Annotated in this window: 20 protein-coding genes; 5 read left to right on the plus strand and 15 right to left on the minus strand. The window is 63.3% G+C overall.

The window, feature by feature from the left end; all coding sequences use genetic code 11:
- Positions 1 to 863: 863 nt before the first annotated feature.
- The 10 genes from AWB75_RS00005 to flgB all read right to left on the minus strand — a co-directional run bounded on the left by AWB75_RS00005 (position 864) and on the right by flgB (position 9,406).
- The gene (locus AWB75_RS00005; RefSeq protein ID WP_061122042.1) at positions 864 to 1,616 is read right to left on the minus strand and encodes a flagellar brake protein; all 753 of its coding nucleotides are present in this window, start codon (positions 1,614 to 1,616) and stop codon (positions 864 to 866) included.
- A gap of 278 nt (positions 1,617 to 1,894) precedes the next feature.
- The gene (gene flgJ, locus AWB75_RS00010) at positions 1,895 to 2,953 is read right to left on the minus strand and encodes a flagellar assembly peptidoglycan hydrolase FlgJ (protein ID WP_061122043.1); all 1,059 of its coding nucleotides are present in this window, start codon (positions 2,951 to 2,953) and stop codon (positions 1,895 to 1,897) included.
- Positions 2,954 to 2,969: 16 nt separating this feature from the next.
- Complete coding sequence (locus AWB75_RS00015; protein ID WP_061122044.1) at positions 2,970 to 4,097, minus strand: flagellar basal body P-ring protein FlgI; 1,128 nt, start codon at positions 4,095 to 4,097, stop codon at positions 2,970 to 2,972.
- Between the two features lie 2 nt (positions 4,098 to 4,099).
- Positions 4,100 to 4,783, minus strand: coding sequence for a flagellar basal body L-ring protein FlgH (locus AWB75_RS00020; RefSeq protein ID WP_061122045.1), 684 nt, complete (start codon positions 4,781 to 4,783; stop codon positions 4,100 to 4,102).
- Positions 4,784 to 4,858: 75 nt separating this feature from the next.
- Positions 4,859 to 5,647, minus strand: coding sequence for a flagellar basal-body rod protein FlgG (gene flgG, locus AWB75_RS00025; protein WP_061122046.1), 789 nt, complete (start codon positions 5,645 to 5,647; stop codon positions 4,859 to 4,861).
- 36 nt (positions 5,648 to 5,683) lie between these two features.
- Positions 5,684 to 6,436, minus strand: a complete 753-nt coding sequence (gene flgF / locus AWB75_RS00030; protein ID WP_061122047.1) for a flagellar basal-body rod protein FlgF — start codon at positions 6,434 to 6,436, stop codon at positions 5,684 to 5,686.
- 35 nt (positions 6,437 to 6,471) lie between these two features.
- Positions 6,472 to 7,689 carry a flagellar hook protein FlgE gene (gene flgE / locus AWB75_RS00035; protein WP_061122048.1) on the minus strand — a complete coding sequence of 406 codons (1,218 nt, stop codon included), beginning with the start codon at positions 7,687 to 7,689 and terminating at the stop codon, positions 6,472 to 6,474.
- A gap of 45 nt (positions 7,690 to 7,734) precedes the next feature.
- Positions 7,735 to 8,460 (minus strand): flagellar hook assembly protein FlgD, encoded by a 726-nt coding sequence (locus AWB75_RS00040; RefSeq protein WP_061122049.1) that lies wholly within the window; start codon positions 8,458 to 8,460, stop codon positions 7,735 to 7,737.
- A gap of 23 nt (positions 8,461 to 8,483) precedes the next feature.
- A complete protein-coding gene (gene flgC / locus AWB75_RS00045) occupies positions 8,484 to 8,909 on the minus strand; it encodes a flagellar basal body rod protein FlgC (protein WP_061122050.1) in 426 nt (141 codons plus the stop codon).
- Between the two features lie 17 nt (positions 8,910 to 8,926).
- Positions 8,927 to 9,406 carry a flagellar basal body rod protein FlgB gene (gene flgB, locus AWB75_RS00050; RefSeq protein WP_061122051.1) on the minus strand — a complete coding sequence of 160 codons (480 nt, stop codon included), beginning with the start codon at positions 9,404 to 9,406 and terminating at the stop codon, positions 8,927 to 8,929.
- Positions 9,407 to 9,603: 197 nt separating this feature from the next.
- On the opposite strand from flgB, the gene flgA reads away from it, so the two are divergent.
- The 5 genes from flgA (at position 9,604) to flhA (ending at position 15,423) form a co-directional block, all read left to right on the plus strand.
- Entirely contained in the window at positions 9,604 to 10,875 is a 1,272-nt protein-coding gene (flgA, locus tag AWB75_RS00055) for a flagellar basal body P-ring formation chaperone FlgA (protein WP_061122052.1), read from the plus strand.
- Positions 10,876 to 11,055: 180 nt separating this feature from the next.
- A complete protein-coding gene (flgM, locus tag AWB75_RS00060) occupies positions 11,056 to 11,382 on the plus strand; it encodes a flagellar biosynthesis anti-sigma factor FlgM (RefSeq protein WP_061122413.1) in 327 nt (108 codons plus the stop codon).
- A gap of 84 nt (positions 11,383 to 11,466) precedes the next feature.
- On the plus strand, positions 11,467 to 11,901 hold the full coding sequence (locus AWB75_RS00065) for a flagella synthesis protein FlgN (protein WP_061122053.1): 435 nt from the start codon (positions 11,467 to 11,469) through the stop codon (positions 11,899 to 11,901).
- A gap of 211 nt (positions 11,902 to 12,112) precedes the next feature.
- Complete coding sequence (flhB, locus tag AWB75_RS00070; RefSeq protein ID WP_061122054.1) at positions 12,113 to 13,321, plus strand: flagellar biosynthesis protein FlhB; 1,209 nt, start codon at positions 12,113 to 12,115, stop codon at positions 13,319 to 13,321.
- Positions 13,318 to 15,423 carry a flagellar biosynthesis protein FlhA gene (gene flhA / locus AWB75_RS00075; protein WP_061122055.1) on the plus strand — a complete coding sequence of 702 codons (2,106 nt, stop codon included), beginning with the start codon at positions 13,318 to 13,320 and terminating at the stop codon, positions 15,421 to 15,423. Before flhB ends, flhA begins: the two co-directional genes overlap by 4 nt.
- A gap of 9 nt (positions 15,424 to 15,432) precedes the next feature.
- On the opposite strand, the gene AWB75_RS00080 is transcribed toward flhA, so the two are convergent.
- The 5 genes from AWB75_RS00080 to gcvP form a co-directional block, all read right to left on the minus strand.
- Positions 15,433 to 16,185, minus strand: a complete 753-nt coding sequence (locus AWB75_RS00080) for a hypothetical protein (protein ID WP_061122056.1) — start codon at positions 16,183 to 16,185, stop codon at positions 15,433 to 15,435.
- Positions 16,167 to 16,676, minus strand: a complete 510-nt coding sequence (locus AWB75_RS00085) for a hypothetical protein (RefSeq protein WP_061122057.1) — start codon at positions 16,674 to 16,676, stop codon at positions 16,167 to 16,169. Before AWB75_RS00085 ends, AWB75_RS00080 begins: the two co-directional genes overlap by 19 nt.
- A gap of 178 nt (positions 16,677 to 16,854) precedes the next feature.
- A complete protein-coding gene (locus AWB75_RS00090; protein WP_061122058.1) occupies positions 16,855 to 18,243 on the minus strand; it encodes an L-serine ammonia-lyase in 1,389 nt (462 codons plus the stop codon).
- Positions 18,244 to 18,264: 21 nt separating this feature from the next.
- Positions 18,265 to 19,356 carry an alginate lyase family protein gene (locus AWB75_RS00095; protein ID WP_061122059.1) on the minus strand — a complete coding sequence of 364 codons (1,092 nt, stop codon included), beginning with the start codon at positions 19,354 to 19,356 and terminating at the stop codon, positions 18,265 to 18,267.
- Between the two features lie 92 nt (positions 19,357 to 19,448).
- Positions 19,449 to 22,376 (minus strand): aminomethyl-transferring glycine dehydrogenase, encoded by a 2,928-nt coding sequence (gene gcvP, locus AWB75_RS00100; RefSeq protein WP_061122060.1) that lies wholly within the window; start codon positions 22,374 to 22,376, stop codon positions 19,449 to 19,451.
- Positions 22,377 to 22,393 lie beyond the last annotated feature (17 nt).

Genomic DNA, 22,393 nt, shown 5'->3' on the forward strand with positions numbered 1-22,393 from the left:
CTGAACAGCCGGCCGCGCGCAACCCACGCGTTCCATTCGCCATTCGAGGTTTTCGCTGCGACACTTGCCTCAGCGGGACAACCTCAAAACGCTAAACATTAACCCCCTCGTTGCACTTCGGTTTGAAACCGCCGCTTATTTTTCTTTTTGGTTCGCTTTCGGTGGGGTCGTCCCGTTTTCGCGTTGGTCTATTAGCGTTGCCCCTGTGCGGGGCGGCAGTCACTTTCTTTGCTCGGGACCAGAGTAAGCGCTAAAGCGCCAACTCTGGTCGACGCAAAGAAAGCAACCAAAGAAACAGCTATCCCCAGCCTAAGCACTTCATGCCGGCCGCGGCACAGGCGATCGATTAGTGGTCCGGCAATAGCGAGTGCCCTCAAAGGTCTTATCGGGCGTGGACCGCGCACGATCCGACAAACCATAACTTCAAGGGCGCTGGTTCCGCACGAAATAGCTTCGGCACAGCGCTACGCGCTGCCGAAGGGTCTGCGAGGGGAACCAGCGAGAAGAGATGCAGCGAGATAGAGCGCGCAAACCCGATGGACCCGTCGGCCGCGAAGCGGGCTGGAGCTAGCAGGTGCTGAACCAGTATGTTAAGCGATGCGATGTATCAGACCGTGCGCGATCCAAGCCCGGTGAGGTTTGTGGGGGCACTCGCTACTGCTGGACCACGAAATTAGTTCTGTGCCGCGGCCGGCATGAAGTGCTTAGGCTGGGGAAAGCTGCTTTCTTTGCCTACTTTCTTTGCGTCGACCAGAGTTGGCGCTTTAGCGCTTACTCTGGTCCCGAGCAAAGAATGTAGGTGCCGCCCCGCACAGGGGCAACGCTAATAAACCGACACGAAAACGGGACCCACCGAAAAAAATCTACTTCGCCAACGACCGCCGCTTCATTTCGAGCTGAGTGATAAGCCGCTGCAGCGTATTCTCCGCCGACCCCGGCATAGAAACAAACTTGAACCCGATCGTAAACCGACGATCCCCCTTAGGCGTAGTCGATTCCCGATGCGAAACGAGCATCATATCCACCGTAATCCGCCCATTCGCGCTGAAATGCAGTTCAGCATCCTGCACCACGATGCCCATCTCGAGACTCGCCACGCGCTCATCCGTCGTGCGCAACGCCACGCCGCCGAGCGAAAGATCATGCACCTCGAAACGGAACCGATCGCCTTCCGGCAGCGAGCCCGTGCACATATAAGGATCGAGCACCGGCGCCTCGACGCGGAAATACTCGCGCCGCTGCATGTAATACAACACCGGAGGAAATTCCGCTTCGAACGCGGGACGCCCGTCGAATACCGTCTCGCGCGGCGTGGGCGTCGTGAATTCCACACGCACGCCATCCGGCGCCGCGCTGAAAATCAGCTTCGGCGATGCAAGCACGCCGCGATTCTGCTCCGGCACGCCGCCCCAGTCGAATGTGAACCGATGCGCGGTCACATCGACATCGAGCAAACGCGTCACGATCTGCCCGTCGCCATATTGCGCCGTCAGAAAGTCTCCGCGATTCGCGAGATTGCGCAGCGCCACGCCGATTTCCAGCGGATTGCGCCGGCCAAAATCCACGATCGGCGCGATATCGTCGTCGGCAACGTCATGCTTGTGATTGGTGTTCATGGTGCTAGCCGTATTCATTGTGCCCGCGCTTCCGCCCACTTCCCCGAACGTCGCGCGTCGATCCGAACCCCTATTGGCCCGGCACTTCGATTATTCAGGTTAGCGGCATGCCTCTTTGAAAGTTTAGGGTTCGCACGCGTAAAAAGTATGTGGTGCGCCGTCCCTTATAACGTAAAACGTTTGCTGCCGCATCAGCGCCGAATACTCGCCTCCGAACTAGTCAGCAAGAACGCGACCGCAATCATCGGCTGTTTTGAAAATGCGCAGCGCACGCTTCGTCAGACGATCTGGCGCATGATCGAAATGAGCTTCTTCGCATATTGCGGATCGGTCGCGTAGCCCGCCTTCTGCATGCCGTGCGCGAAGCCCGCGACATCGCGCGAAGCCTGAATCACCGGCGCATAGCGCGGATTGTTCTTGATGACGCTCGCGTAATCGGTGAGCGCTTCCTCGTACGAATCGTAGGCGCGGAATTTCTCGACGATCTTCCGCGGCTGGCCGTTCACATATTCCGTCGTGACCGAGCTGACCGTCTTGCCGCCCCAGTCCTTCGTCGCCTTGATGCCGAAGATGTTGTGGCTCGTCGCGCCGTTCGCATGCTTGATCTCGCGCTTGCCCCAGCCCGATTCCAGCGCGGCCTGGCCGATGATGAAGCGCGCCGGAATGCCCGTCGCAGCGCTCGCGGCCTGCGCCGGCACGGCGAGCCGGTCGACGAATGCGTTGACCTTGTCCGTGCCGTTGCCGCGCACAGGCGGCTCCAGCGAATCCGCCGCCGTATAGCCCTTGCCCGCGAGCGGCGCGTTGTTCTTGCCGGCCTGCGCCGCCGCGTAAGCCTTGGCCATCGCGTTCATCGCGGCGAGATTGCCCGCGTTCGCTTCGAGATCGCCGCTGCCGCCCGACATGCCGCCGAGCGCCTGCATCGCGTTCGTCGTGCCCATCGCGCCGCCGCCGCCCTTCCCGTCAGCGCCGCTCTGCGCGCCCGCGTTGCGCATCAACTGCTTCAGCATCATGTCCGCGACGCCGATACCCTTCGACGACATCTGCTGCGACAACTGCTGATCGAGCATCGACGTAAACGACTTCGTATCGTTCGATTCGAACGGGCTGTCCGAAGGCGTCGCGTCACGCATGCTCTTCAACATCATCTGCGTGAAGACGGCGTCGAACTGCTTCGCGGCCTCCTTGAGCCCTTGCTGCGGATTGGCGCTGGCCTGGGCGCGCAGCGCATCGAAGCCCTGCGTATCGAGCGCGAAACGGTTCGACAGGCCCGAGAATCCGCTCGTCGTATCGGTCGATGCCAGCGCGGTGCTGGCGATTCCGTTCGTGTTCGAGTTCATAGGTTCTTGTTCGTTCCTAGATGATTTCGAGGTCGGCGCGTAACGCACCCGCCGCCTTCATCGACTGAAGGATCGAGATGAGATCCGCCGGCGTGGCTCCTAGCGCGTTGAGCGCCTTCACGACATCCGCGAGATTGGCGCCCGCGCTCAGCATCTTGAGCGCGCCGCCGTCCTGCTTCAGTTGAATCGATGATTCCTTCGCCGCGACCGTCTGCCCGTTGGAGAACGCGCCCGGCTGGCTCACCGCTGTCTTCGTATTGATGACGACCGACAGGTTGCCGTGCGCGACCGCGCAGTTCTGCAGCGTGACCATCTGATTCATCACGATCGAGCCGGTGCGCGCGTTCAGGATCACCTTCGCGGCGGCCTGCGCCGGACGCACGTCGATGTTCTGCAGTTGCGCCATGAACGACACTTGCTCGCTGGCGTCCTGCGGCGCGCGCAATTGAATCGTGCGGCCGTCGAGCGCGAGCGCCGTGCCCATGCCGAACTGGTTGTTCACCGCCGCGACGATGCGCTGCGTCGTGTCGAAATCCATCTCGCGCAGTTCCATCTGCATGACGCCGCCCTGCTGCTGCAACGCCGATGGCACCGCGCGCTCGACGATCGCGCCCGCCGAAATGCGGCCGACCGCGAGCTGGTTCACCTGCACCTTGCTGCCGTTCGCGCTCGCGCCCGCGCCGCCGACGACGAGGTTGCCCTGCGCCATCGCATACACCTGGCCGTCGGCGCCCTTCAGCGGCGACATCAGGAGCGTGCCGCCGCGCAGGCTTTTCGCATTGCCGAGCGAGGAAACGGTGACGTCGATCGCTTCACCGGGACGCGCGAACGGCGGCAGCGTCGCGGTGACCATCACGGCCGCGACGTTCTTCAACTGCATGTTCTGGGTCGTCGCCGAGTTCACCGTGATGCCGAGATTGCCGAGCATGTTGGTGAGCGATTGCGTCGTGAACGGCGTCTGCATCGTCTGGTCGCCGGTGCCGTCGAGACCGACGACGAGGCCGTAGCCGATCAGCGGATTGTCACGCACGCCCTGGAACGAGACGAGGTCTTTGAGGCGCTCGGCGTGAGCATGCGGCGCGGAGGCGATCGCGACCAGCGCGGCCGCGAGCGAGAACGAAACGAAACGGAGAAGCGGATTCATGATCAGAACGGCGCGACGTTGAGGAAGAAGCGCTGGAGCCAGCCCATGTTCTGCGCTTCGTCGATGTAACCCTTCGCCGAGTATTCGATCTTCGCGTCGGCGACTTGCGTGGAGAACACGGTGTTGGTGCCCGAAATGGTCGTCGGGTTGACGACGCCCGAGAAGCGCACGAATTCGTTGCCCTGGTTGATGAGCATCTGCTTTTCGCCGCTCACCATCAGATTGCCGTTGGACAGAACGTCCGTGACGGTCACGGTCAGCGTGCCGCTGAACGTGTTCGCCGCGCTCGCGCCGCCCGCCGCCGTGAATTTGTTCGCGCCTGTCGCCGACAGATTCGTGTTGTTGAACAGACCGCCGAAGATGCCCGGCACGGTCGGCACCTGGAACGCGCCCGTGCCGTTGCGATTCGTATTCGCCGCCGACGACTTCGTCGCGTTGACGTTTTCCGAGATCACGATGGTCAGGATGTCGCCCACGTTGCGCGGACGCTGGTCTTCGAAAAGCGGCCGGCCGGCGTAGCCCGCGTTGTAGATCGCGCCGGGCGAGCGCGTGCCGACGGGCGGCTGCGGCGGACGCGCGGTCATCGGCTGCTGGACGATCGGCTCTCTCGGCACGAGGCCGCACGCGGCGAGCGCTGAAATGAGCGCGGCCATCGAAAAGCGCGAAAGAATGTGAGTAGACGACATCGTGATAACTCTTTTGAAGCGAATGAAGCGTCAGTGTGACGCCATCCGCCTGATTCCGATCCGTCGAATAGAGGGTTAAACCTGCATCTGCGAGAGCGTCTGCAGCATCTGGTCGGACGTGGTCACGGCCTTGCTGTTGATCTCGTACGCGCGCTGGGTCTGGATCATGTTCACCAGTTCCTGCACGACGTTCACGTTCGACGCTTCCACGTAACCTTGCTGCAGCGAACCCGCGCCGTTGAGACCCGGCTGCGACACGTTCGGCGCGCCCGAGCTGCCCGTTTCGGAGAAGAGGTTTTCGCCGCGCGCTTCGAGGCCGGCCGGGTTGATGAAGGTCGCGAGCTGGATCGAGCCGACCGTCGTGCTGGCCGTGCTGCTCGGCTGCGTGATCGACACCGTGCCGTCCGAGCCGATGGTGATCGCCGTCGCGTTCTGCGGAATCGTGATCGCCGGATTCAACTGATAGCCGCTCGACGTGACGAGCTGGCCCTGCGCGTTCGTCTGAAACGAGCCGTCGCGTGTGTAGGCGGTCGTGCCGTCGGGCATCGTCACCTGAAAGAAGCCCTGGCCGTTGATCGCGACGTCCTTCGAGTTGCCGGTCTGCTGCAGGTTGCCCTGCGTGTACAGGCGCTCCGTTGCGACCTGTTGCACGCCCGTGCCGAGCTGGACGCCCGATGCGAGCTCGGTCTGTTGCGTGGAGTTCGCGCCCGGCTGGCGCGTGGTCTGATACAGCAGATCCTCGAACACCGCGCGCGAGCCCTTGAAGCCGTTCGTGCCGACGTTGGCGAGGTTGTTGGAGATCACGTCCATCTGCGCCTGCTGCGCATTCATGCCGGTCGCGGCGATGTAAAGAGAGCGATTCATGTTCTTGCGTTTCCTGAGTGTCTGTTGCGTCGCCGCTTAGGAGAAGTTCAGCAGCTTGTTGGCCGATTGTTCGTTCTGGTCCGCCGATTCCATCAGCTTCGTCTGCATCTGGAACTGGCGCGCGTTGGTGATCATCGAGACCATCGCGGAGACCGGGTTCACGTTGCTGCCTTCGAGCGCCCCGCCAGCCACGACGACGTTCGGGTCCGCGTCGGCGGGGTCGCCGGTCGCGGTGCGAAAGAGGCCGTCGTCGCCGCGCGTCATCGTCGCCGGATCGGGATTCACGAGCTTCAGTTGATCGACGACCGCGATGGCCGTCGGCGGGTCGCCCGGAATCAGCGCGGAAATCGTGCCGTCCTTGCCGATCGTCACTTCAGCGCCCGGCGGAATCGACAGCGGACCACCGTTCCCGAGCACCGGCAGGTTGCTCGCGTTGACGAGCTGGCCGTTCTGATCCACGTGCAGATTGCCCGCGCGCGTGTATGCCTCGCTGCCGTCGGCCGCCTGCACGGACAGCCAGCCGGGGCCCTGAACGGCGACATCGAGCGGATTGCCGGTCTGCTGGATCGGGCCCGCGGAGTAGTCCGCGTTCGGCGTCGACGAGAGCACGAAGGTGCGCGTCGTGCCATCGGCGGACTGGTTCTCGAACGACATCGGCACCTGGCGGAACGCCGCGAGCTGCGCCTTGAAACCCGTGGTCGACGCGTTCGCGAGGTTGTTCGCCGTGACGGCCTGCTGTTCGAGCGCCTGGCTTGCGCCGGTCATCGCGGTGTAGATCAGACGGTCCATGAATCGCTTCCTTCCCTATTGCTTATGGACGATGCTTACAGATTGATCAGCGTCTGGTCGACGGTCTGCTGCGTCTTGATCGTCTGCGCATTCGCCTGATAGTTGCGCTGCGCGGTGATCAGATTCACGAGCTCGCTCGTCAGATCGACGTTCGAATTCTCCACCGCGCCGCCTTGCAACGTGCCGTGGTTGGTCGAGCCAGGCACGGAGACCTGCGCCGCGCCCGAGGCCGCCGTCTGCGCATACACGTTGCCGCCCAGGTTCTGCAAACCGTTCTGGTTGTTGAAGTTCGCGACCGCGATCTGGCCGAGCGCCTTAGTTTCGCCGTTCGAGTAGTTGCCCGTCAGCATGCCGTCCGTGCCGACCGTGAAGCCCGTCAGTTCGCCCGTGCTGTTGCCGTCCTGATGCAGGTTCGTGAGACCGCTCTTCGCGCCGTACTGCGTCGTGCCGGAGAGGTCCAGCGTCAGCGTCTGCGTCGCGCCCGACGTTGCGCTCGCGCCGTCCGGGATCGTGAACGAGAAGGTCTTGCCGCTGGTCATGTTGCCCGACGAATCGAACGTGACCGGGCCGAGATCCTTCTTTTGCGTGACCGGATCGCCATAGCCCGCGAACGCTTCCCACGTGTTCGTGCTGGACTTCGTGAAGTACACCGAGACCTTTTGCGTGCCGCCGAGCGAGTCGTACGCATCGACGGACGTCGACGCGTTGTATGTATTGCCGTTGGCCGGATCGAAATCCGCGGCGGCCTTCACGTCGTCCTGCGAGTTCAGGTTGAACGCGGCGGTGATTTTCTTCGTGGCGGTCGGCGCGATGTTCGCGGTCGGCACCGTCAGCGGCACCGTGCTCGCGCTGTTGACCACGCCGCTCGAATCCGCCGCGTAGCCCATCAGTTGCAGGCCGGACGAATTGACGATGTTGCCGCTGTTGTCGAGATGGAACACGCCGTTGCGCGAATACACGACCGAGCCGTTGTTCGACAACTGATAGAAACCGTTGCCGTTGATCGCGACGTCGAGCGCCTGATTGGTCGTCGTGATCGTGCCTTGCGAGAACTGCTGCTGCACTTCGGACATGCGCGTGCCGATGCCGATCTGATTGCTGACGGCCGTGGCCATCGAGCTCGCGTACATGTCCGCGAATTGCGCGGCGCCTTGCTTGAAGCCGACGGTATTCGCGTTCGCGATGTTGTTGCCGATCACGTCGAGGTCGCTGGATGCCGCGCCCAGACCGCTCAATGCCTGTTGGTAACTCATGTGTTTCTCCGCGACGAGTTCGCGCTCGTCCTAAAAAATGTCTGTTTAGAGAATCGACGCGACGCTCGTGAGCGCCACCGTGGAACCGTTCGCGAGCTTGAGCCCCGGCGCGCCGCCCGTCATCTGCACGACGCTCTGGACCTGCGAAGCGGAAAGCGTCGTCGCGGTCGCCTGCTGGCCGTTGATCGTGCCTTGCGCGGCGATCGTGTAGCTGCCGTCGGCGAGCGTATTGCCCTTCGAGTCGACCGGCTTCCAGCCCGTCACCGGCACGACGCCCGCGCCTTGCGCGCCGAGATCGAGCGTGTTGACGATCTGGCCGGAGGAATTCTTCACGACGATCTGCAGGTCGCTCACATTGTTGGCCAGTTGCACGCCGAAGCTCGACGACGCGCCGCTCGACACCGTCATGCCGTTGCCCGCCGCGAGCACGTTCGAGCCGATGAGCAGCGCGGCTTGCGTCTGCTGGCCGGCGGAAAGCTGCGTCGCGAGCGAAGACAGCGACGTGTTCAACTGGCCGATGCCCGTCACCGTGTTGATCTGCGCGAGCTGCGAGGTCATCTGCGAGCTGTCGGCGGGATTCGTCGGGTCCTGGTTCTTCAACTGCGTCACGAGCAGCGTGAGGAAGGTGTTCTGCAGATCCGACGCCGATTGCGCGCCGGTCGCCGAGCTCGACGAAGACGCCGCCGAACTCGACGACGTGCCGTTCATGGTGTCGAGCAGCGTCTGCGACACATTGGTGCCGTTGCTGCCGATGGTTGTGCTGGTCGTCACGTTGTTTTCCTTGAATGTCCGAATCAGGTGCCGATGGTCAAAGTCTTGAGCATCAATTGCTTGGCTGTGTTGAGCGTTTCGACGTTCGCCTGATAGGAACGCGAGGCGGAAATCATGTTGACCATCTCCTGCACCGGATCGACGTTCGGCATCGTCACGTAGCCGTCCGCGTTCGCCGCCGGGTTGCTCGGGTCATAGCTGGTTTTCATCGGGCTCGGATCGTCGATGACGCCGGTCACCTGCACGCCGCCGACCTGCTGGCCCGACGCGGTGCGCGCGCCGCCGAGCGGATCGACCGCGAACACGACCTGCTTTGCCTTGTACGGCTGGCCGTCCGGGCCGGTCGTGCTGTCCGCGTTCGCGAGGTTCGACGCGGTGACGTTCAGGCGCTGCGCCTGAGCGGACATCGCCGAGCCGGCGACGTTGAAGATGTTCATCAAAGAGGGCATTTCTTCTCCTGATGCGCTCAGCTATTCGACGTGATCGCCGAGAGCATCGACTTGATTTGCGAGCTCAGCACCGTCATGCCCGCTTCGAAGTGCAGCGCGTTGTCCGCGAACTGCACGCGCTCGGCATCGAGATCGACCGTGTTGCCGTCGAGCGACGGCTGGTTCGGCACGCGATAGGCGAGCTTGCCGTAGTCGTCGCTCGAGCCGCCCGATGCAAAGAGCGTCGACGTGCCCGACATATGGCCCTTCGACGTCACGCTCATCGAGGCGCTCGCGCTTACGCTGACGGGGTGCGCCATCTTCAACGTCGCCTTGTTCGATGCGTCGCCGCCCGGCTTCAGCGCACCCGCGAGCGCGGTGGAGAAATCGACGTCGCGCGCCTTGTAGCCGGGCGTGTCGGCGTTGGCGATATTCGACGACAGCAATTCCTGCCGATACGCGCGCACGTCGAGCGCCTCACGGCCAAAAGCGAATTCCTTGTCGAGTCTGTCTAGCATTGCGGTTTCTCCTGTCGGCGGCGCCGAGGGCTTTTTGCATGACACGCATCTTAGGAGCGGCGCGCAAGAACTAATCCGACGAATAACCGGGAAACGCGGCCTCTATTCGACGCTTGCCCGTTGTGGCGGATATCTAGAATTCGTTTCGTTAATGCCGCGCAGGTGCGGCTCGATCGAATCGGCAACGGAGAGAAGTGATGAGCAGGTCCGCAAAGCGTGCATCGAACCCTACGGCTCGCGCCGCAGCGACGTTCGCGCGCCGCACGCTGGGCGCGTCGCTGTTCATGGGCGTCGTGTTGAGCGCACAGGCTCAGCAAAGCGACGGCATGATCGTCATTCCGGGCAACGCCGAAACCAATCCCGCCGCCGCGGCCGGCATGGCGCAGAAGCTGAACGCACCCGCTGCACCGGCTGCGCGGCCCGCGCCCGCTCCCGTTGCGGCGATGCAGTCCGGCTATCGCGCCGCGACGAAAGCCGCCGACGCCGCGATGCGCAACGCCGCGCTCGAACTCGAAGCCCGCGCCGACGCCGCCGACGATTCCATGAATGACGCGGGTGGCATGATCGTCATTCCCGGTCCGGGCGAAGCGAAGCCTGCGCGGGTTGCTGCGCCGTCCGCGGCCGTCGCGCCCGCCATTGCTCCGTCGCTTGCGAAAGCGCCTGCCGCTTCCGTATCACGCGATGTCATTCCCGTCGTCGTGACACGCGACGATGGCATCGCGCGCGGCACGAATGCCAAGCCCGTCGCGGCCGGCTCCGCGTCGCCGGTGGCATCGCCGATGAAGCGCGTCAGCTTCAATCCGTCCGCGACCGCCGCCTTGCCGCAAGCCCAGAACGCGAACGCCGCGATGCAGGATGGCGAATCGATCCGCGTCGCGGCGCTCGGCTTTCTTCAACAGCAGGCCGCGGGATTGCCTGGCAAGGTCGAGATCACCGTCACGCCGGTGTTTCCGCGCGGACTCGCCGCCTGCTCCGCGCTCGATCCGTTCATGCCGACCGGCGCGCGGCTCTGGGGCCGCATGACCGTCGGTGTGCGCTGCGTCGGCGAGCGGCCGTGGACGCTTTACGTGCAAGCGCGCGTGTCGATCAACGCTACGTACTATCAGGCCGCGCGCGCGATCGCGCCGGGCGAAGTGCTGTCCAACGCCGATCTCGTCGCCCGCGACGGCGATATCACCGCGATGCCGCAGGCGATCGTCACCGATCCGGCGCAGGCCGTGGGCGCGGTGGCGCTCGGACGCGTGCCGGCTGGCTTGCCGCTGCGCACCGACATGCTGCGCGCAGCGAGCTCGGTGGCGATCGGCCAGAACGTGCATGTGGTCGCGGGCGGCTCCGGCTTTTCGATTTCCGCCGAAGGCACCGCGATGAACAACGCGGCGCCCGGCCAGCAGATTCGTGTGAAAACCGCTGCGGGACAGATCATCACGGGCATCGTGAAGGACGCCCAGACGGTGGAGATTTCGCTGTAAAGAACCGGAGTGTTCGGTCCCCCACGCTTGTTGCATTTTGTTGCAAATGCGCCTAAAGGCCGCCAGATAAGGCTTTGAAGACGATGAGCACGCCGCACGGCAGTTGGCAGTCCCCCGGCAGGGTAAAGTTTTCAAGCACCGTCGCCGATAAAGGACTCAACACGTTCGGGAATGGACATCGTGAAAATCGAATCGAATAGCAACACCAATCTGGCAGGCCTTCAAGACAACCTGCAGCGCGCGTCGCAAAACGACGCAAAAGGCGCCACGGGCACCGTGCAACAGTCGGGCGCGAACCCGGCGACGAATTCGACGGTGAGCTTGTCGTCGTTGTCGAGCGACCTGCGCGCATCGAACGGCTCGGACATCGATACGGCGAAAGTCGCATCGATCAAGGCCGCGATCCGCGACGGCAGCCTGAAGATCGACACGAGCAAGATCGCCGACGGCATTCTGAGCACCGCGCGCGACCTGCTGCAAACGAGAACCCCGCCGACCGGCGGCTGAACGCTTCCAGGGCGCGCACAGGCGCGTGACGGCAGGCGTTCGCGAAACCGGGCGGCTTTTTGAAACCGCTTTTCGAGCGATGCAATGAAAGACGCCCTGCTTGCCACCGTCACCGAAGAAGTCGCCGCTGTTCAGGCCTTCGAAAACCTCCTCGTCGAAGAGGAAAAAGCGCTGATCGCAGCGCAGCCGCTTCCGGCGCTGCCTTCGATCATCGAGCACAAGACCGCGCTGACCGAGCGCATCTCCGTTCTCGAAAAGACCCGCGATGAGCAGTTGAACGCGCTCGGTTTCCCGGGCGGCTTCGCCGGCATGGAAGCCGCCGCCGCCAGCGACGAGGCGATCGCCGGGCAATGGGCGTTGCTCACCGCTTCCGCCCGTCGCGCGAAACAGGGCAACAACAACAACGGCGTGCTGATCCGCACGCGCATGGAATACAACCGCAAGGCGCTCGCGGCGTTGCAGGTCGCGCCCTCGAAGAGCGGCTTTTACGGTCCGGACGGGCGCGTGCCTGGCGCCTGACCGCATTCACTTCTTCATGCAGAACGGCGCGTGCTTCCTTGCGAGGCACGCGCCGCTTTTGTTTCCCGCGCTTTCATCTACCGAATAACCCCCTTTTCCCCGGCTTTATCCGCCGATGGCCGCTCGACGCCTTCCGCAATAATCGCTTTCATCAAAAAGCGGCTTCGCGCCGCTCGCAATGCAAACGATGCAAGCAACGGAGTAAGGCCCGGTGGCAGAAGAAAGCGATCTCGAAAAAACCGAATCAGCCACTCCCAAGCGCCTGGAAAAGGCGCGGGAGGAAGGCCAGGTTGCGCGCTCGCGGGAACTCGCGTCTTTCGCGCTGCTCGCGGCGGGGTTTTTCGGCGTGTGGGGCATGGCGGGTCCGATCAGCGCGCATTTGCAGTCGATTCTGCGCGGCGCGTTCATGTTCAACCACGAAACCGTGCTCGACACGCGCCAAATGATGATCGGCGCGGCGAACGCGAGCAAGGAAGGTTTGTTCGCCGTGCTGCCGGTGCTGCTGCTGTCGGCTTTCGCCGCGCTCGCTGCGCCAATGGCGCTCGGCGGCTGGCTCATCACGACAAAGCCGCTCGCGCCGAACTTCGGTCGGCTGAATCCGATCAGCGGCCTCGGTAAGATTTTCTCGATCCAGGGGCCGGTGCAGCTTGGCATGTCTGTGCTGAAGACGGTGATCGTCGGCGGCATCGCGGGCTCCGCGATCTGGAGCCGCAAGGCCGAAGTGCTCGGCCTCTTGACCAAACCGCTCGATCTGGCGCTCGCCGACGCGATGCATCTGATCTTCGTGTGTTGCGGCATGGCGATCGGCGGGCTGTTTCTCGTCGCCGCCGTCGACGTGCCGTATCAGCTCTACTCGCACGCCAAGAAGCTGCGCATGAGCAAGGAAGAAGTGAAGCGCGAGCACAAGGAAAGCGAGGGCGATCCGCACATCAAGGGCAAGATCCGCCAGCAGCAGCGCGCGGCCGCACGTCGGCGAATGATGCAGGCGATTCCGACCGCCGATGTCATCGTCACGAATCCGACGCACTTCGCCGTCGCGCTGCAATACACCGACGGCCAGATGCGCGCGCCGAAGGTCGTCGCGAAGGGCGTGAATCTGGTCGCGGCGCGCATCCGCGAACTGGGCCGCGAGCACAACGTGCCGCTGCTCGAAGCGCCGCCGCTGGCGCGCGCGCTGTATCACAACGTCGAGATCAACCGGGAGATTCCGGGCGCGCTGTACGGCGCGGTCGCGCAAGTGCTGGCGTGGGTCTACCAGCTCAAGCGCTACAAGGAAGACGGCGGCACGAAGCCGGACGAACCTTCCGATCTCGACGTGCCGAAGGAACTGGACAAAGGCGGCGTTTCAGACGCCGACGCCGACCGCGAAGCCGCAGAGGCTTTGGCCGGCGACAACCCTGACAATGGAGCCGCAGCATGAATGCGCGCGCTGGATTTTTCGCCAAACGGCCCGACGCGCTGGGCACGCAGAACTTGCGAGCCTTAGCCGGCCCGATCCTGATCTGCATGATCTTGGGCATGATGATTCTGCCCTTGCCCGCGTTTCTGCTCGACTTGCTGTTCACCTTCAACATCGCGCTGTCGGTGATGGTGCTGCTCGTCAGCATGTACACGCAAAAGCCGCTCGATTTCGCGGCGTTCCCGAGCGTGCTGCTGTTCTCGACGCTCCTGCGGCTGTCGCTGAACGTGGCGTCGACGCGTATCGTGCTGCTCGAAGGCCACACCGGCCCCGACGCCGCGGGTCAGGTGATCGAATCGTTCGGGCACTTTCTCGTCGGCGGGAACTTCGCGGTGGGTATCGTCGTGTTCGTGATCCTGATGATCATCAACTTCATGGTGATCACGAAGGGCGCGGGACGTATCGCGGAAGTCGGCGCGCGCTTCACCCTCGACGCGATGCCCGGCAAGCAGATGGCCATCGACGCCGATCTGAACGCCGGTCTCATCAACGAGGAAACCGCGAAGAAGCGCCGTCAGAGCGTGGCGCAGGAAGCCGAGTTCTACGGTTCGATGGACGGTGCATCGAAGTTCGTGCGCGGCGACGCGATCGCGGGCTTGCTGATCATGGTGATCAACGTCGTCGGCGGGCTGATCGTCGGCATGTTGCAACACGACATGGACTTCGCGCACGCGGCGACCAACTACACGCTGCTGACGATTGGCGATGGCCTCGTCGCGCAGATTCCGTCGCTCATCATCTCGACGGCGGCGGGCGTGATCGTATCGCGCGTCGCGACCGAGGAAGACATTGGCACGCAGTTGACCGGCCAGTTGTTCCAGAATCCGCGCGTGCTGATGATCACGGGCGTGATCATCGGCATCATGGGCCTGATTCCGGGCATGCCGCACTTCGCGTTCATCCTGCTCGGTGGCGGCCTCATCTATGCCGCGCGCACGATGAACAAGCGCGCCGAGGCGAAGAAGAAGAGCGCCGTCACCGATGTCACGCCGCTCGCGGCGAACGCCGCGGCTGCCACGGCGGAGAACTCGGAGGCGAGTTGGGAGGACGTGTCGCTCATCGATCCGTTGGGGCTGGAAGTGGGCTACCGCCTGATTCCGCTCGTCGATCGCAACAGCGATGGCGAACTGCTCAAGCGTATCAAGGGCATCCGCAAGAAGTTCGCGCAGGAAATCGGCTTTTTGCCGCCGGTCATTCATATTCGCGACAATCTGGAACTGCGGCCGAACGGATACCGGATCGCGCTGAAGGGCGTGGAAGTGGGCGTGGGCGAGGCGTTCCCCGGACAGTGGCTCGCGATCAATCCGGGACAGGTGTCGGCCGCGCTGCCGGGCGCGCAGACGCAGGACCCGGCGTTCGGCCTGCCGGCTGTCTGGATCGACACGAACCTGCGCGAGCAGGCTCAGGTGTACGGCTACACCGTGGTCGATGCAAGCACGGTCGTCGCGACGCATTTGAACCATCTAGTCGTGACGCACGCGGCGGAGTTGCTCGGACGTCAGGAAGTGCAGGCGCTGATCGAGCGCATCGGCAAGGACACGCCTTCGCTCACGGACGATCTGGTGCCCAAGGTGCTGTCGCTCACGACGCTGCAGAAGGTGCTGCAGAATCTGCTCGACGAAAGCGTGCCGATCCGCGACATGCGCACGATTCTCGACGCGCTGCAGGAGCACGCGCCGCGCATGTCCGATCCGCACGATCTCACCGCGGCGGTGCGCCTCGCGCTGGGCCGGGCGATCACGCAGCAGTGGTATCCGGGCGCCGACGACCTGCAGGTGATGGGCCTCGATCCGACGCTGGAGCGTGTGTTGTCGCAGGCTTTGTCGACGGGTACGAATCCGGGTCTGGAGCCGGGACTCGCGCAAACGCTGCTGAACTCGACGCAGAACGCGATCATGCGCCAGCAGAATCTGGGCTTGCCGCCGGTGCTGCTCGTGCAGCATTCGCTTCGCGCGATGCTGGCGCGGTTCCTTCGGAGAAGCTTGCCGCAGTTGAAGGTGCTGTCTTACGCCGAAGTGCCGGATACGCGGAATGTGAAGGTGGTTAACTTGATTGGGGCTTGAGGTTCCAGTTCAATGCAGCACGGAGGCGATCAGGCTGCGAAGGTTCCGTGCATCGAAAACCACCGTTTTCCACGTGTAATAGTTGGCGCGTTCGAACTGTGCCTTGCCGACAGTTGACTGGCTCTCTGCGATCGCCAGCACATGTCCCGGCTTCTTCGCTTCCCGATACTGCATATGAATCAGTTCTCCCTCGAGAAGCCGCGTGTCGCTCATTGCCGCGATGACGATGGAAGGCGTCGGCGTTTCGATCACGTGGTCTGCCATGAACTTCCCCGAAATGGGTAGTTCGACTTCCGAATGGTGCTTCAGGTCGAACTCCTCGGCGATCTCGCCAATCGTCCGCGATAGACGGCCCTTAAAATCGCTACCCGACCGGCGTTCGGCGCGAGACGTCGCGACGCCATACAGTTGCTGCGCCGATTCGGCGACGCGAAAAACGTAGGGGACCACCAACCGCTCGTCCGTCGTCGTTGCGCGAATGACTTCGTCATCGCACAGGCGCGCGGGACTGTACTGGGATAGACCCTGCGACCACTGCTCGACGGCGCCGGACTCGACGTCCCCGCCAATCATGCTTGCGCAGAGGCAAGCTTCTCCGTTTTCATCGATCGAAAACGCGCCGTTTCGGATGCGCACTCGAACGACCACGCGATCTCCGGTGCCCGCGTATTCGAGCGGTGTGACGATTCGGTACACGTCGCGAGCGTCCTCGTGAACTTCAAAGAGCGCGCAGATGGTTCGCTTCAAGAATTCAGCTTGCACAGTAGATCGCCCTGACCGTTTTGCTCGTTCGAAATCGTTATGCCCGTGGCCCTGCAGAACAGAACGATGAGTGCCGAGCGATCATCGGAAACCCCCGGATCAAAAACTCGAGATGATTCGAGGTTAAGCTCTGGCGCACCGGGCAGCAAGCGATTCCGATAATCGATGGTCGTTTCGCAGGGCAGCTTGCAATGCACGCCCTTATGACTTGGATGATAGTGAAACTCGAACAGTGGATACAAATCGCCCTTCGGCGAAGTGAAGATCAAGTGTCCGTAAAATGATCGATCCGTGATTTCGTCGCCGTCGCGCCACATGAACAGCACGCGGTGCGCGTCCGAAACGGGGATGAGATCGGTCGCCTGAACACGCGGACGGGCCATCCTGTTGAAAGGCTTCGGCCACTTGCTCTTGTTCATTTGCCTGAACTTGGGCGACGCAGTCAACGTCTTGAGCGCCTGCTTGTGCGAACGCAATTGATCGGGTTTCAATACGGCTCTCTCAGGTTTGCAATCAGCCGTATCACTTCTTCGACGATCGACGAGCGAAGCAATCGGCAGATCTTTGCATGGATCTGCCGATGCTAACCGCACCAATCGACGTGCAATGCTTCGTTTAACGAATGTTTCATTCTCCGTGGAGAAAGCTGCGTTAAAGCAGTTAGCTACCTCAACACTCCACGATATTCACCGCCAACCCGCCGCGCGAAGTCTCTTTATATTTGGTCTTCATATCCGCGCCGGTCTCTCTCATTGTCTTGATGACGGAGTCCAGAGAAACATAATGCGACCCATCCCCGCGCATCGCCATGCGCGCGGCGTTGACGGCCTTCACCGAGCCCATCGCGTTGCGCTCGATGCACGGAATCTGCACCATCCCGCCGACCGGATCGCACGTCAGCCCGAGGTTATGCTCCATGCCGATTTCCGCGGCGTTCTCCACCTGCGCCGGCGTTCCGCCAAGCACGGCCGCCAGCGCGCCCGCCGCCATCGAGCACGCGACGCCGACCTCGCCCTGACAGCCCACCTCGGCGCCGGAGATGGAAGCATTCATCTTGTACAGAATGCCGATGGCCGCAGCCGTCAGCAGAAAATCGATCACACCCTGCGTGTTCGATCCCGGCACGAACCGGTCGTAGTAATGCAGCACCGCCGGAATGATCCCGGCCGCGCCATTGGTCGGCGCCGTGACGACGCGTCCGCCGATCGCATTCTCCTCGTTCACCGCGATCGCATAGAGATTGATCCAGTCGATCATCGACAGCGGATCGCGCAGCGCCTGCTCGGGCTTGCCCGCCAGCGCGCGATACAACTGCGGCGCACGCCGTTTCACCTGAAACGGCCCAGGCAAGCAACCATCCGCATCCGGGTTGCCGATGCCGCACCCGCGCGCGACGCAATCCTGCATCACGTCCCAGATGCGCAACAGGCCGGCGCGAATCTCGTCCTCGCTGTGCCAGACGCGCTCGTTCTCCCACATCAACTGCGCGATCGATTTGCCCGACTCCGCGCACATCTTCATGAGTTCGTCGCCGGTCTGGAACGGATACGGCAACTGCTCGTGCGCGCTCAGCACCGCCGTATTCGGCGCACCCGCCGTCACGACGAAGCCGCCGCCGACCGACAGATACGTAGCCTCGCGCAGCAACGCGCCGTTCGCATCGAATGCGTGGAGCTTCATGCCGTTCGGATGTTCCGGCAGCGCCTGCCGATAGAACGCGATGCATTCCTTCAACGTGAACGGAATCTCGTGCGTGCCCAGCAGCGCGAGCGTCTTCGACGCGCGCACGGCGTCGAGCCTCGGGACGATGCTGGACGCGTCGACGGTATCGGGCGCGTCGCCCATCAGGCCGAGCATCACGCCGCGGTCGGTGCCGTGGCCCTTGCCCGTCGCGCCGAGCGAGCCGTACAGCTCGCATTTCACCGATGCCGTCGATGCCAGCAGCCCATCGCGCTCGAGCCCTTGCGCGAACATCAACGCGGCGCGCATCGGTCCGACGGTGTGCGAGCTCGATGGTCCGATGCCGATCTTGAAGAGGTCGAATACGCTGACTGCCATGACATCACCTGACTGAAAGAATTAACGCGCCGGCAGCGGCAGACACACCGCGAGCCAGGCGGGGGGCGTCGGTGCGAGCCGCAGCGCGACCGGCGTGTAGCGGCCGTCGAGACGGGCCGCCAGATGAAAGAGTTCCGCCGCGTTCTTCGGATCCCATTGACCCGAAAATCCCGGCAATCCTGCCTCGCGGCGCTTGGCGTCGAAAGGCACGGACGACTTCACGAATTCGTCATGCGTCTTCGTGCCGAGCGCGTACGGCGTGAGCCAGTTGAGCGCAATAGCGAGTGTCGCGCCCGACTGTGCGCCCTCCGGCAGCCAGTTGCGGTTGTGCCGCCGCGCGGCGAGCGCCGCCGTCACGAGCGGCTGAAGATCGTAGGTGACGTAGCGCAGCGCGTCGCGTTCGGCGAAATCGACCGTCGATCCGTCCGGCGCGATGTTGTCGCCAATATGCTCGACGAACAACCGCTGCGCCGCGTTGATGAGCTTGCGGTCGTCGATGGTGAACGCGCCCATCGCGACCAGCTTCACGCGATGGCTCTGCCAGTTGTTGCGGTAATTGCCCGTGAGCGGACGCGGCTGCTTGTCCATATCGGCGACATAGCCCGTCACCATCTTCGTGATGAACGCGTTCGCCGCGTTGCGCGTCTTGACCGGCAAGGCGCTCGCCGTGAGGTCGTACGCGAGAATCAGCGATTCGAAGTTCGTCTCGTCGATCGGGTTGAAGCTCGGCTGATAAGTCGTCGCCCACGCGAACAGAAAGCGGTCGACGAGCCGCAGATAGCGCTCGTCGCCGGTCGCGCGCCACGCCAGCGCCGCATCGCGCATCAGGCCGAGGTCTTTTTCGGCATCGACGCTCTCGTCGTAAATGCCTTCGTGCGGCAGCGTGCCTTCCGTATGCAGCTTCGCGCGCGGCTTCGGCTGGTCGTTCACGTGCGATTGCACCGTCTTCACCAGCGCCTTCACGCCAGGATCGGCATTGGTGCGCTCGCTCGTCTGCATCGCGGGCGCGGCGCAGAAATTCATCGCGGCCTGCGCCGTCAGCGACCACGCGAACAGCATCGCCAGCGCCGTGAATCGACTTACTTGTTTCATCTCTCGCACCTTCCGCGCCATGCGAACTCCTTGATTGGCTTTGGTCCGGGGTGAGATGTTAGCCGGTTCGACGAGCGCCGCGATACCGCCCGACAATGCTTTACGTTGTCCGCTTACTCCGCGTAGTCAGAGATCGGCACGCACGAGCACATCAGGTTGCGATCGCCATACGCATTGTCCGCGCGGCCGACCGGCGACCAGTACTTGCGCGCGATCAGCGATTTCAGCGGATACGCCGCCGCCTCGCGCGTGTACTTGTGCGCCCATTCGTCCGATGTCACCGCCGCCGCCGTATGCGGCGCGTTCTTCAGCACGTTGTCTTCGCGGTCGGCGCGATCTTCTTCCACCGCGCGGATTTCTTCGCGAATCGCGATCATCGCGTCGATGAAACGATCGAGCTCTTCCTTCGATTCCGATTCGGTCGGTTCGACCATCAGCGTGCCGGGCACGGGGAAGCTCATCGTCGGCGCGTGGAAACCGTAGTCGATCAGGCGCTTGGCGACGTCTTCCACCGAAATGCCGCTCGATTCCTTGATCGGCCGGACGTCGAGAATGCATTCGTGCGCGACGAGCCCGCCCGGGCCGCTGTACAGCACCGGATAGTGCGGCGCGAGACGCTTCGCGACATAGTTCGCCGCGAGAATCGCGCTTTCGGTCGCGGCGGTGAGGCCTTGCGCGCCCATCATCGCGATATACATCCACGAGATCGGCAGGATGGCGGCCGAGCCATACGGCGCCGACGACACCGCGCCGATGCCCGCTTCATCGCGCTTATATCCGGTCGATGCCTGATTCGGCAGGAACTTCGCCAGATGCGCGCCGACCGCGACCGGACCGACGCCCGGTCCGCCGCCGCCGTGCGGAATGCAGAACGTCTTGTGCAGATTCAGGTGCGAAACATCGCCGCCGAACTGGCCTGGCGCGCAGAGTCCGACCATCGCGTTCATGTTCGCGCCGTCGACATACACCTGGCCGCCGTGCGAATGCACGATGTCGCAAATCTCGCGGACATTGCGTTCGAACACGCCGTGCGTCGACGGATACGTGATCATGATCGCCGCGAGATTCGCCGAATGCTTGCCGGCCTTCGCTTTGAGATCTTCGATATCGACGTTGCCGTTCGCATCGCACGCAACCACGACGACCTGCATGCCCGCCATCTGCGCCGACGCCGGATTCGTGCCGTGCGCGGACGCCGGGATCAGGCACACATTGCGATGTCCTTCGCCGCGCGACTCGTGATACGCGTGAATGATGAGCAGACCCGCGTACTCGCCCTGCGAACCCGCGTTGGGCTGCAACGACACCGCCGCGTAACCCGTGCATGCGACGAGCATCTGTTCGAGCTGATCGATCATCGTGCGATAACCGAGCGTCTGCTCGGCGGGCGCGAACGGATGAATCGCCGCGAACTCGGGCCACGTGACCGGCAGCATTTCCGATGTCGCGTTGAGCTTCATCGTGCACGAGCCGAGCGGGATCATCGTCCGATCGAGCGCGAGATCCTTGTCGGCGAGGCTGCGCAGATAACGCAGCATTTCATGCTCGGAATGATGGCGATTGAAGACCGGATGCGTGAGGTAGTCGCTCGTGCGTTTCAGCGCGTCCGGAATCGGATCGTTCAGCGCCGCATCGAGCGCGTCGATATCGAACGTTCCGGTCTTGCCCGCGACTTCGGCGAACAGCGCGAAAAGCTTCTGCAAGTCGTCGCGCGTGGTGGTTTCGTCGACCGATACGCCGACTTGGCTTCCGCTCACGCGGCGCAGGTTGATGCGCGCCGCGTACGCCGCCTGATGCAGCGCCGTCGTGTTCGCGCCGCTTTCCACGGTTACCGTGTCGAAGAACGTGTCGTTGGCGATCGTGTAGCCGAGTTTGCGAACACCCGCCGCGAAGATCGACGCCACGCGGTTCACGCGCAACGCGATGGTCTTGAGCCCGCGCGGGCCGTGATACACCGCGTACATGCTCGCCATGATCGCGAGCAGCGCCTGCGCCGTGCAGACATTCGACGTCGCTTTCTCGCGGCGAATATGCTGCTCACGCGTTTGCAGCGCGAGACGCAGCGCGGGATTGCCTTGCGCATCGACCGTCACGCCGACGAGACGCCCCGGCATCTGACGCTTGAAATCATCGCGCACGGCCATGTATGCCGCGTGCGGGCCGCCGAAGCCGACCGGCACGCCGAAACGCTGCGTGTTGCCGATGGCCACATCCGCGCCCCATTCGCCCGGCGGCGTGATGAGCGCGAGCGCGAGCAGATCCGCCGCCGCGACGACGTGACCGCCCGCCGCGTGAATCGCTTCCGCGAGCGCGCGATAGTCGCGCACATCGCCATTCGCGCCGGGATATTGCAGCAGCACGCCGAACGCGTTCGCGCTCGCGGCATCGGCTGCGGGACCGACCTTGACTTCGATGCCCGCCGGCTTCGCGCGCGTTTTCACCACTTCGATGGTCTGCGGCAGCACATCGTCGGCGACGTAGAACACATTCGACTTCGGCTTGCCGACACGTTGCAGGAGTGTCATCGCTTCGGCGGCGGCGGTGGCTTCGTCGAGCAGCGATGCGTTCGCCATCGCGAGGCCCGTCATGTCCATCACCATCTGCTGGAAGTTAAGCAGCGCTTCGAGACGCCCTTGCGAAATCTCCGGCTGATACGGCGTGTAAGCCGTGTACCACGCCGGATTTTCGAGCACGTTGCGCAGGATCACCGCCGGCGTGTGCGTGCCGTAGTAACCCTGGCCGATGTAAGTCCGAAACACCAGATTCTCGTCCGCCAGCTTGCGCAGGTACGCGAGCGCTTCCGCCTCGCTCTTCGGCTGCGTGAACGCGCCGAGCGGCAGCGTTTCCTTGCGGCGGATCGATTCAGGAATCACCGCGTCGATGAAGGCCGCGCGCGACGCGAAACCGAGCGCGTCGAGCATGGCGCGCTGGTCCGCATCATCGGGGCCGATGTGCCGTTGCCCGAACGCATCGTGGCATTCGAGCGCGGCGAGTGACAGGGAGGTGCGGTTCATCAGGCGATCCGGGTGTTCGAGCTTCATGTGAATTCCTGCTGGCG

The sequence above is a fragment of the Caballeronia catudaia genome (assembly GCF_001544755.2).
In the GTDB taxonomy this organism is placed as follows: Bacteria; Pseudomonadota; Gammaproteobacteria; order Burkholderiales; family Burkholderiaceae; genus Caballeronia; species Caballeronia catudaia.

Excerpts from the sequence above, each read along its gene's own strand:
- flgE (WP_061122048.1), bottom strand. The coding sequence starts at position 7,689 with ATGAGTTACCAACAGGCATTGAGCGGTCTGGGCGCGGCATCCAGCGAC.
- flgB (WP_061122051.1), bottom strand. The coding sequence starts at position 9,406 with ATGCTAGACAGACTCGACAAGGAATTCGCTTTTGGCCGTGAGGCGCTC.
- AWB75_RS00005 (WP_061122042.1), bottom strand. The coding sequence starts at position 1,616 with ATGAACACCAATCACAAGCATGACGTTGCCGACGACGATATCGCGCCG.
- flgG (WP_061122046.1), bottom strand. The coding sequence starts at position 5,647 with ATGAATCGCTCTCTTTACATCGCCGCGACCGGCATGAATGCGCAGCAG.
- flgA (WP_061122052.1), top strand. The coding sequence starts at position 9,604 with ATGAGCAGGTCCGCAAAGCGTGCATCGAACCCTACGGCTCGCGCCGCA.
- AWB75_RS00090 (WP_061122058.1), bottom strand. The coding sequence starts at position 18,243 with ATGGCAGTCAGCGTATTCGACCTCTTCAAGATCGGCATCGGACCATCG.
- AWB75_RS00095 (WP_061122059.1), bottom strand. The coding sequence starts at position 19,356 with ATGGCGCGGAAGGTGCGAGAGATGAAACAAGTAAGTCGATTCACGGCG.
- AWB75_RS00065 (WP_061122053.1), top strand. The coding sequence starts at position 11,467 with ATGAAAGACGCCCTGCTTGCCACCGTCACCGAAGAAGTCGCCGCTGTT.
- flgC (WP_061122050.1), bottom strand. The coding sequence starts at position 8,909 with ATGCCCTCTTTGATGAACATCTTCAACGTCGCCGGCTCGGCGATGTCC.
- flgF (WP_061122047.1), bottom strand. The coding sequence starts at position 6,436 with ATGGACCGTCTGATCTACACCGCGATGACCGGCGCAAGCCAGGCGCTC.
- AWB75_RS00015 (WP_061122044.1), bottom strand. The coding sequence starts at position 4,097 with ATGAATCCGCTTCTCCGTTTCGTTTCGTTCTCGCTCGCGGCCGCGCTG.
- gcvP (WP_061122060.1), bottom strand. The coding sequence starts at position 22,376 with ATGAAGCTCGAACACCCGGATCGCCTGATGAACCGCACCTCCCTGTCA.
- AWB75_RS00020 (WP_061122045.1), bottom strand. The coding sequence starts at position 4,783 with ATGTCGTCTACTCACATTCTTTCGCGCTTTTCGATGGCCGCGCTCATT.
- flhA (WP_061122055.1), top strand. The coding sequence starts at position 13,318 with ATGAATGCGCGCGCTGGATTTTTCGCCAAACGGCCCGACGCGCTGGGC.
- flgJ (WP_061122043.1), bottom strand. The coding sequence starts at position 2,953 with ATGAACTCGAACACGAACGGAATCGCCAGCACCGCGCTGGCATCGACC.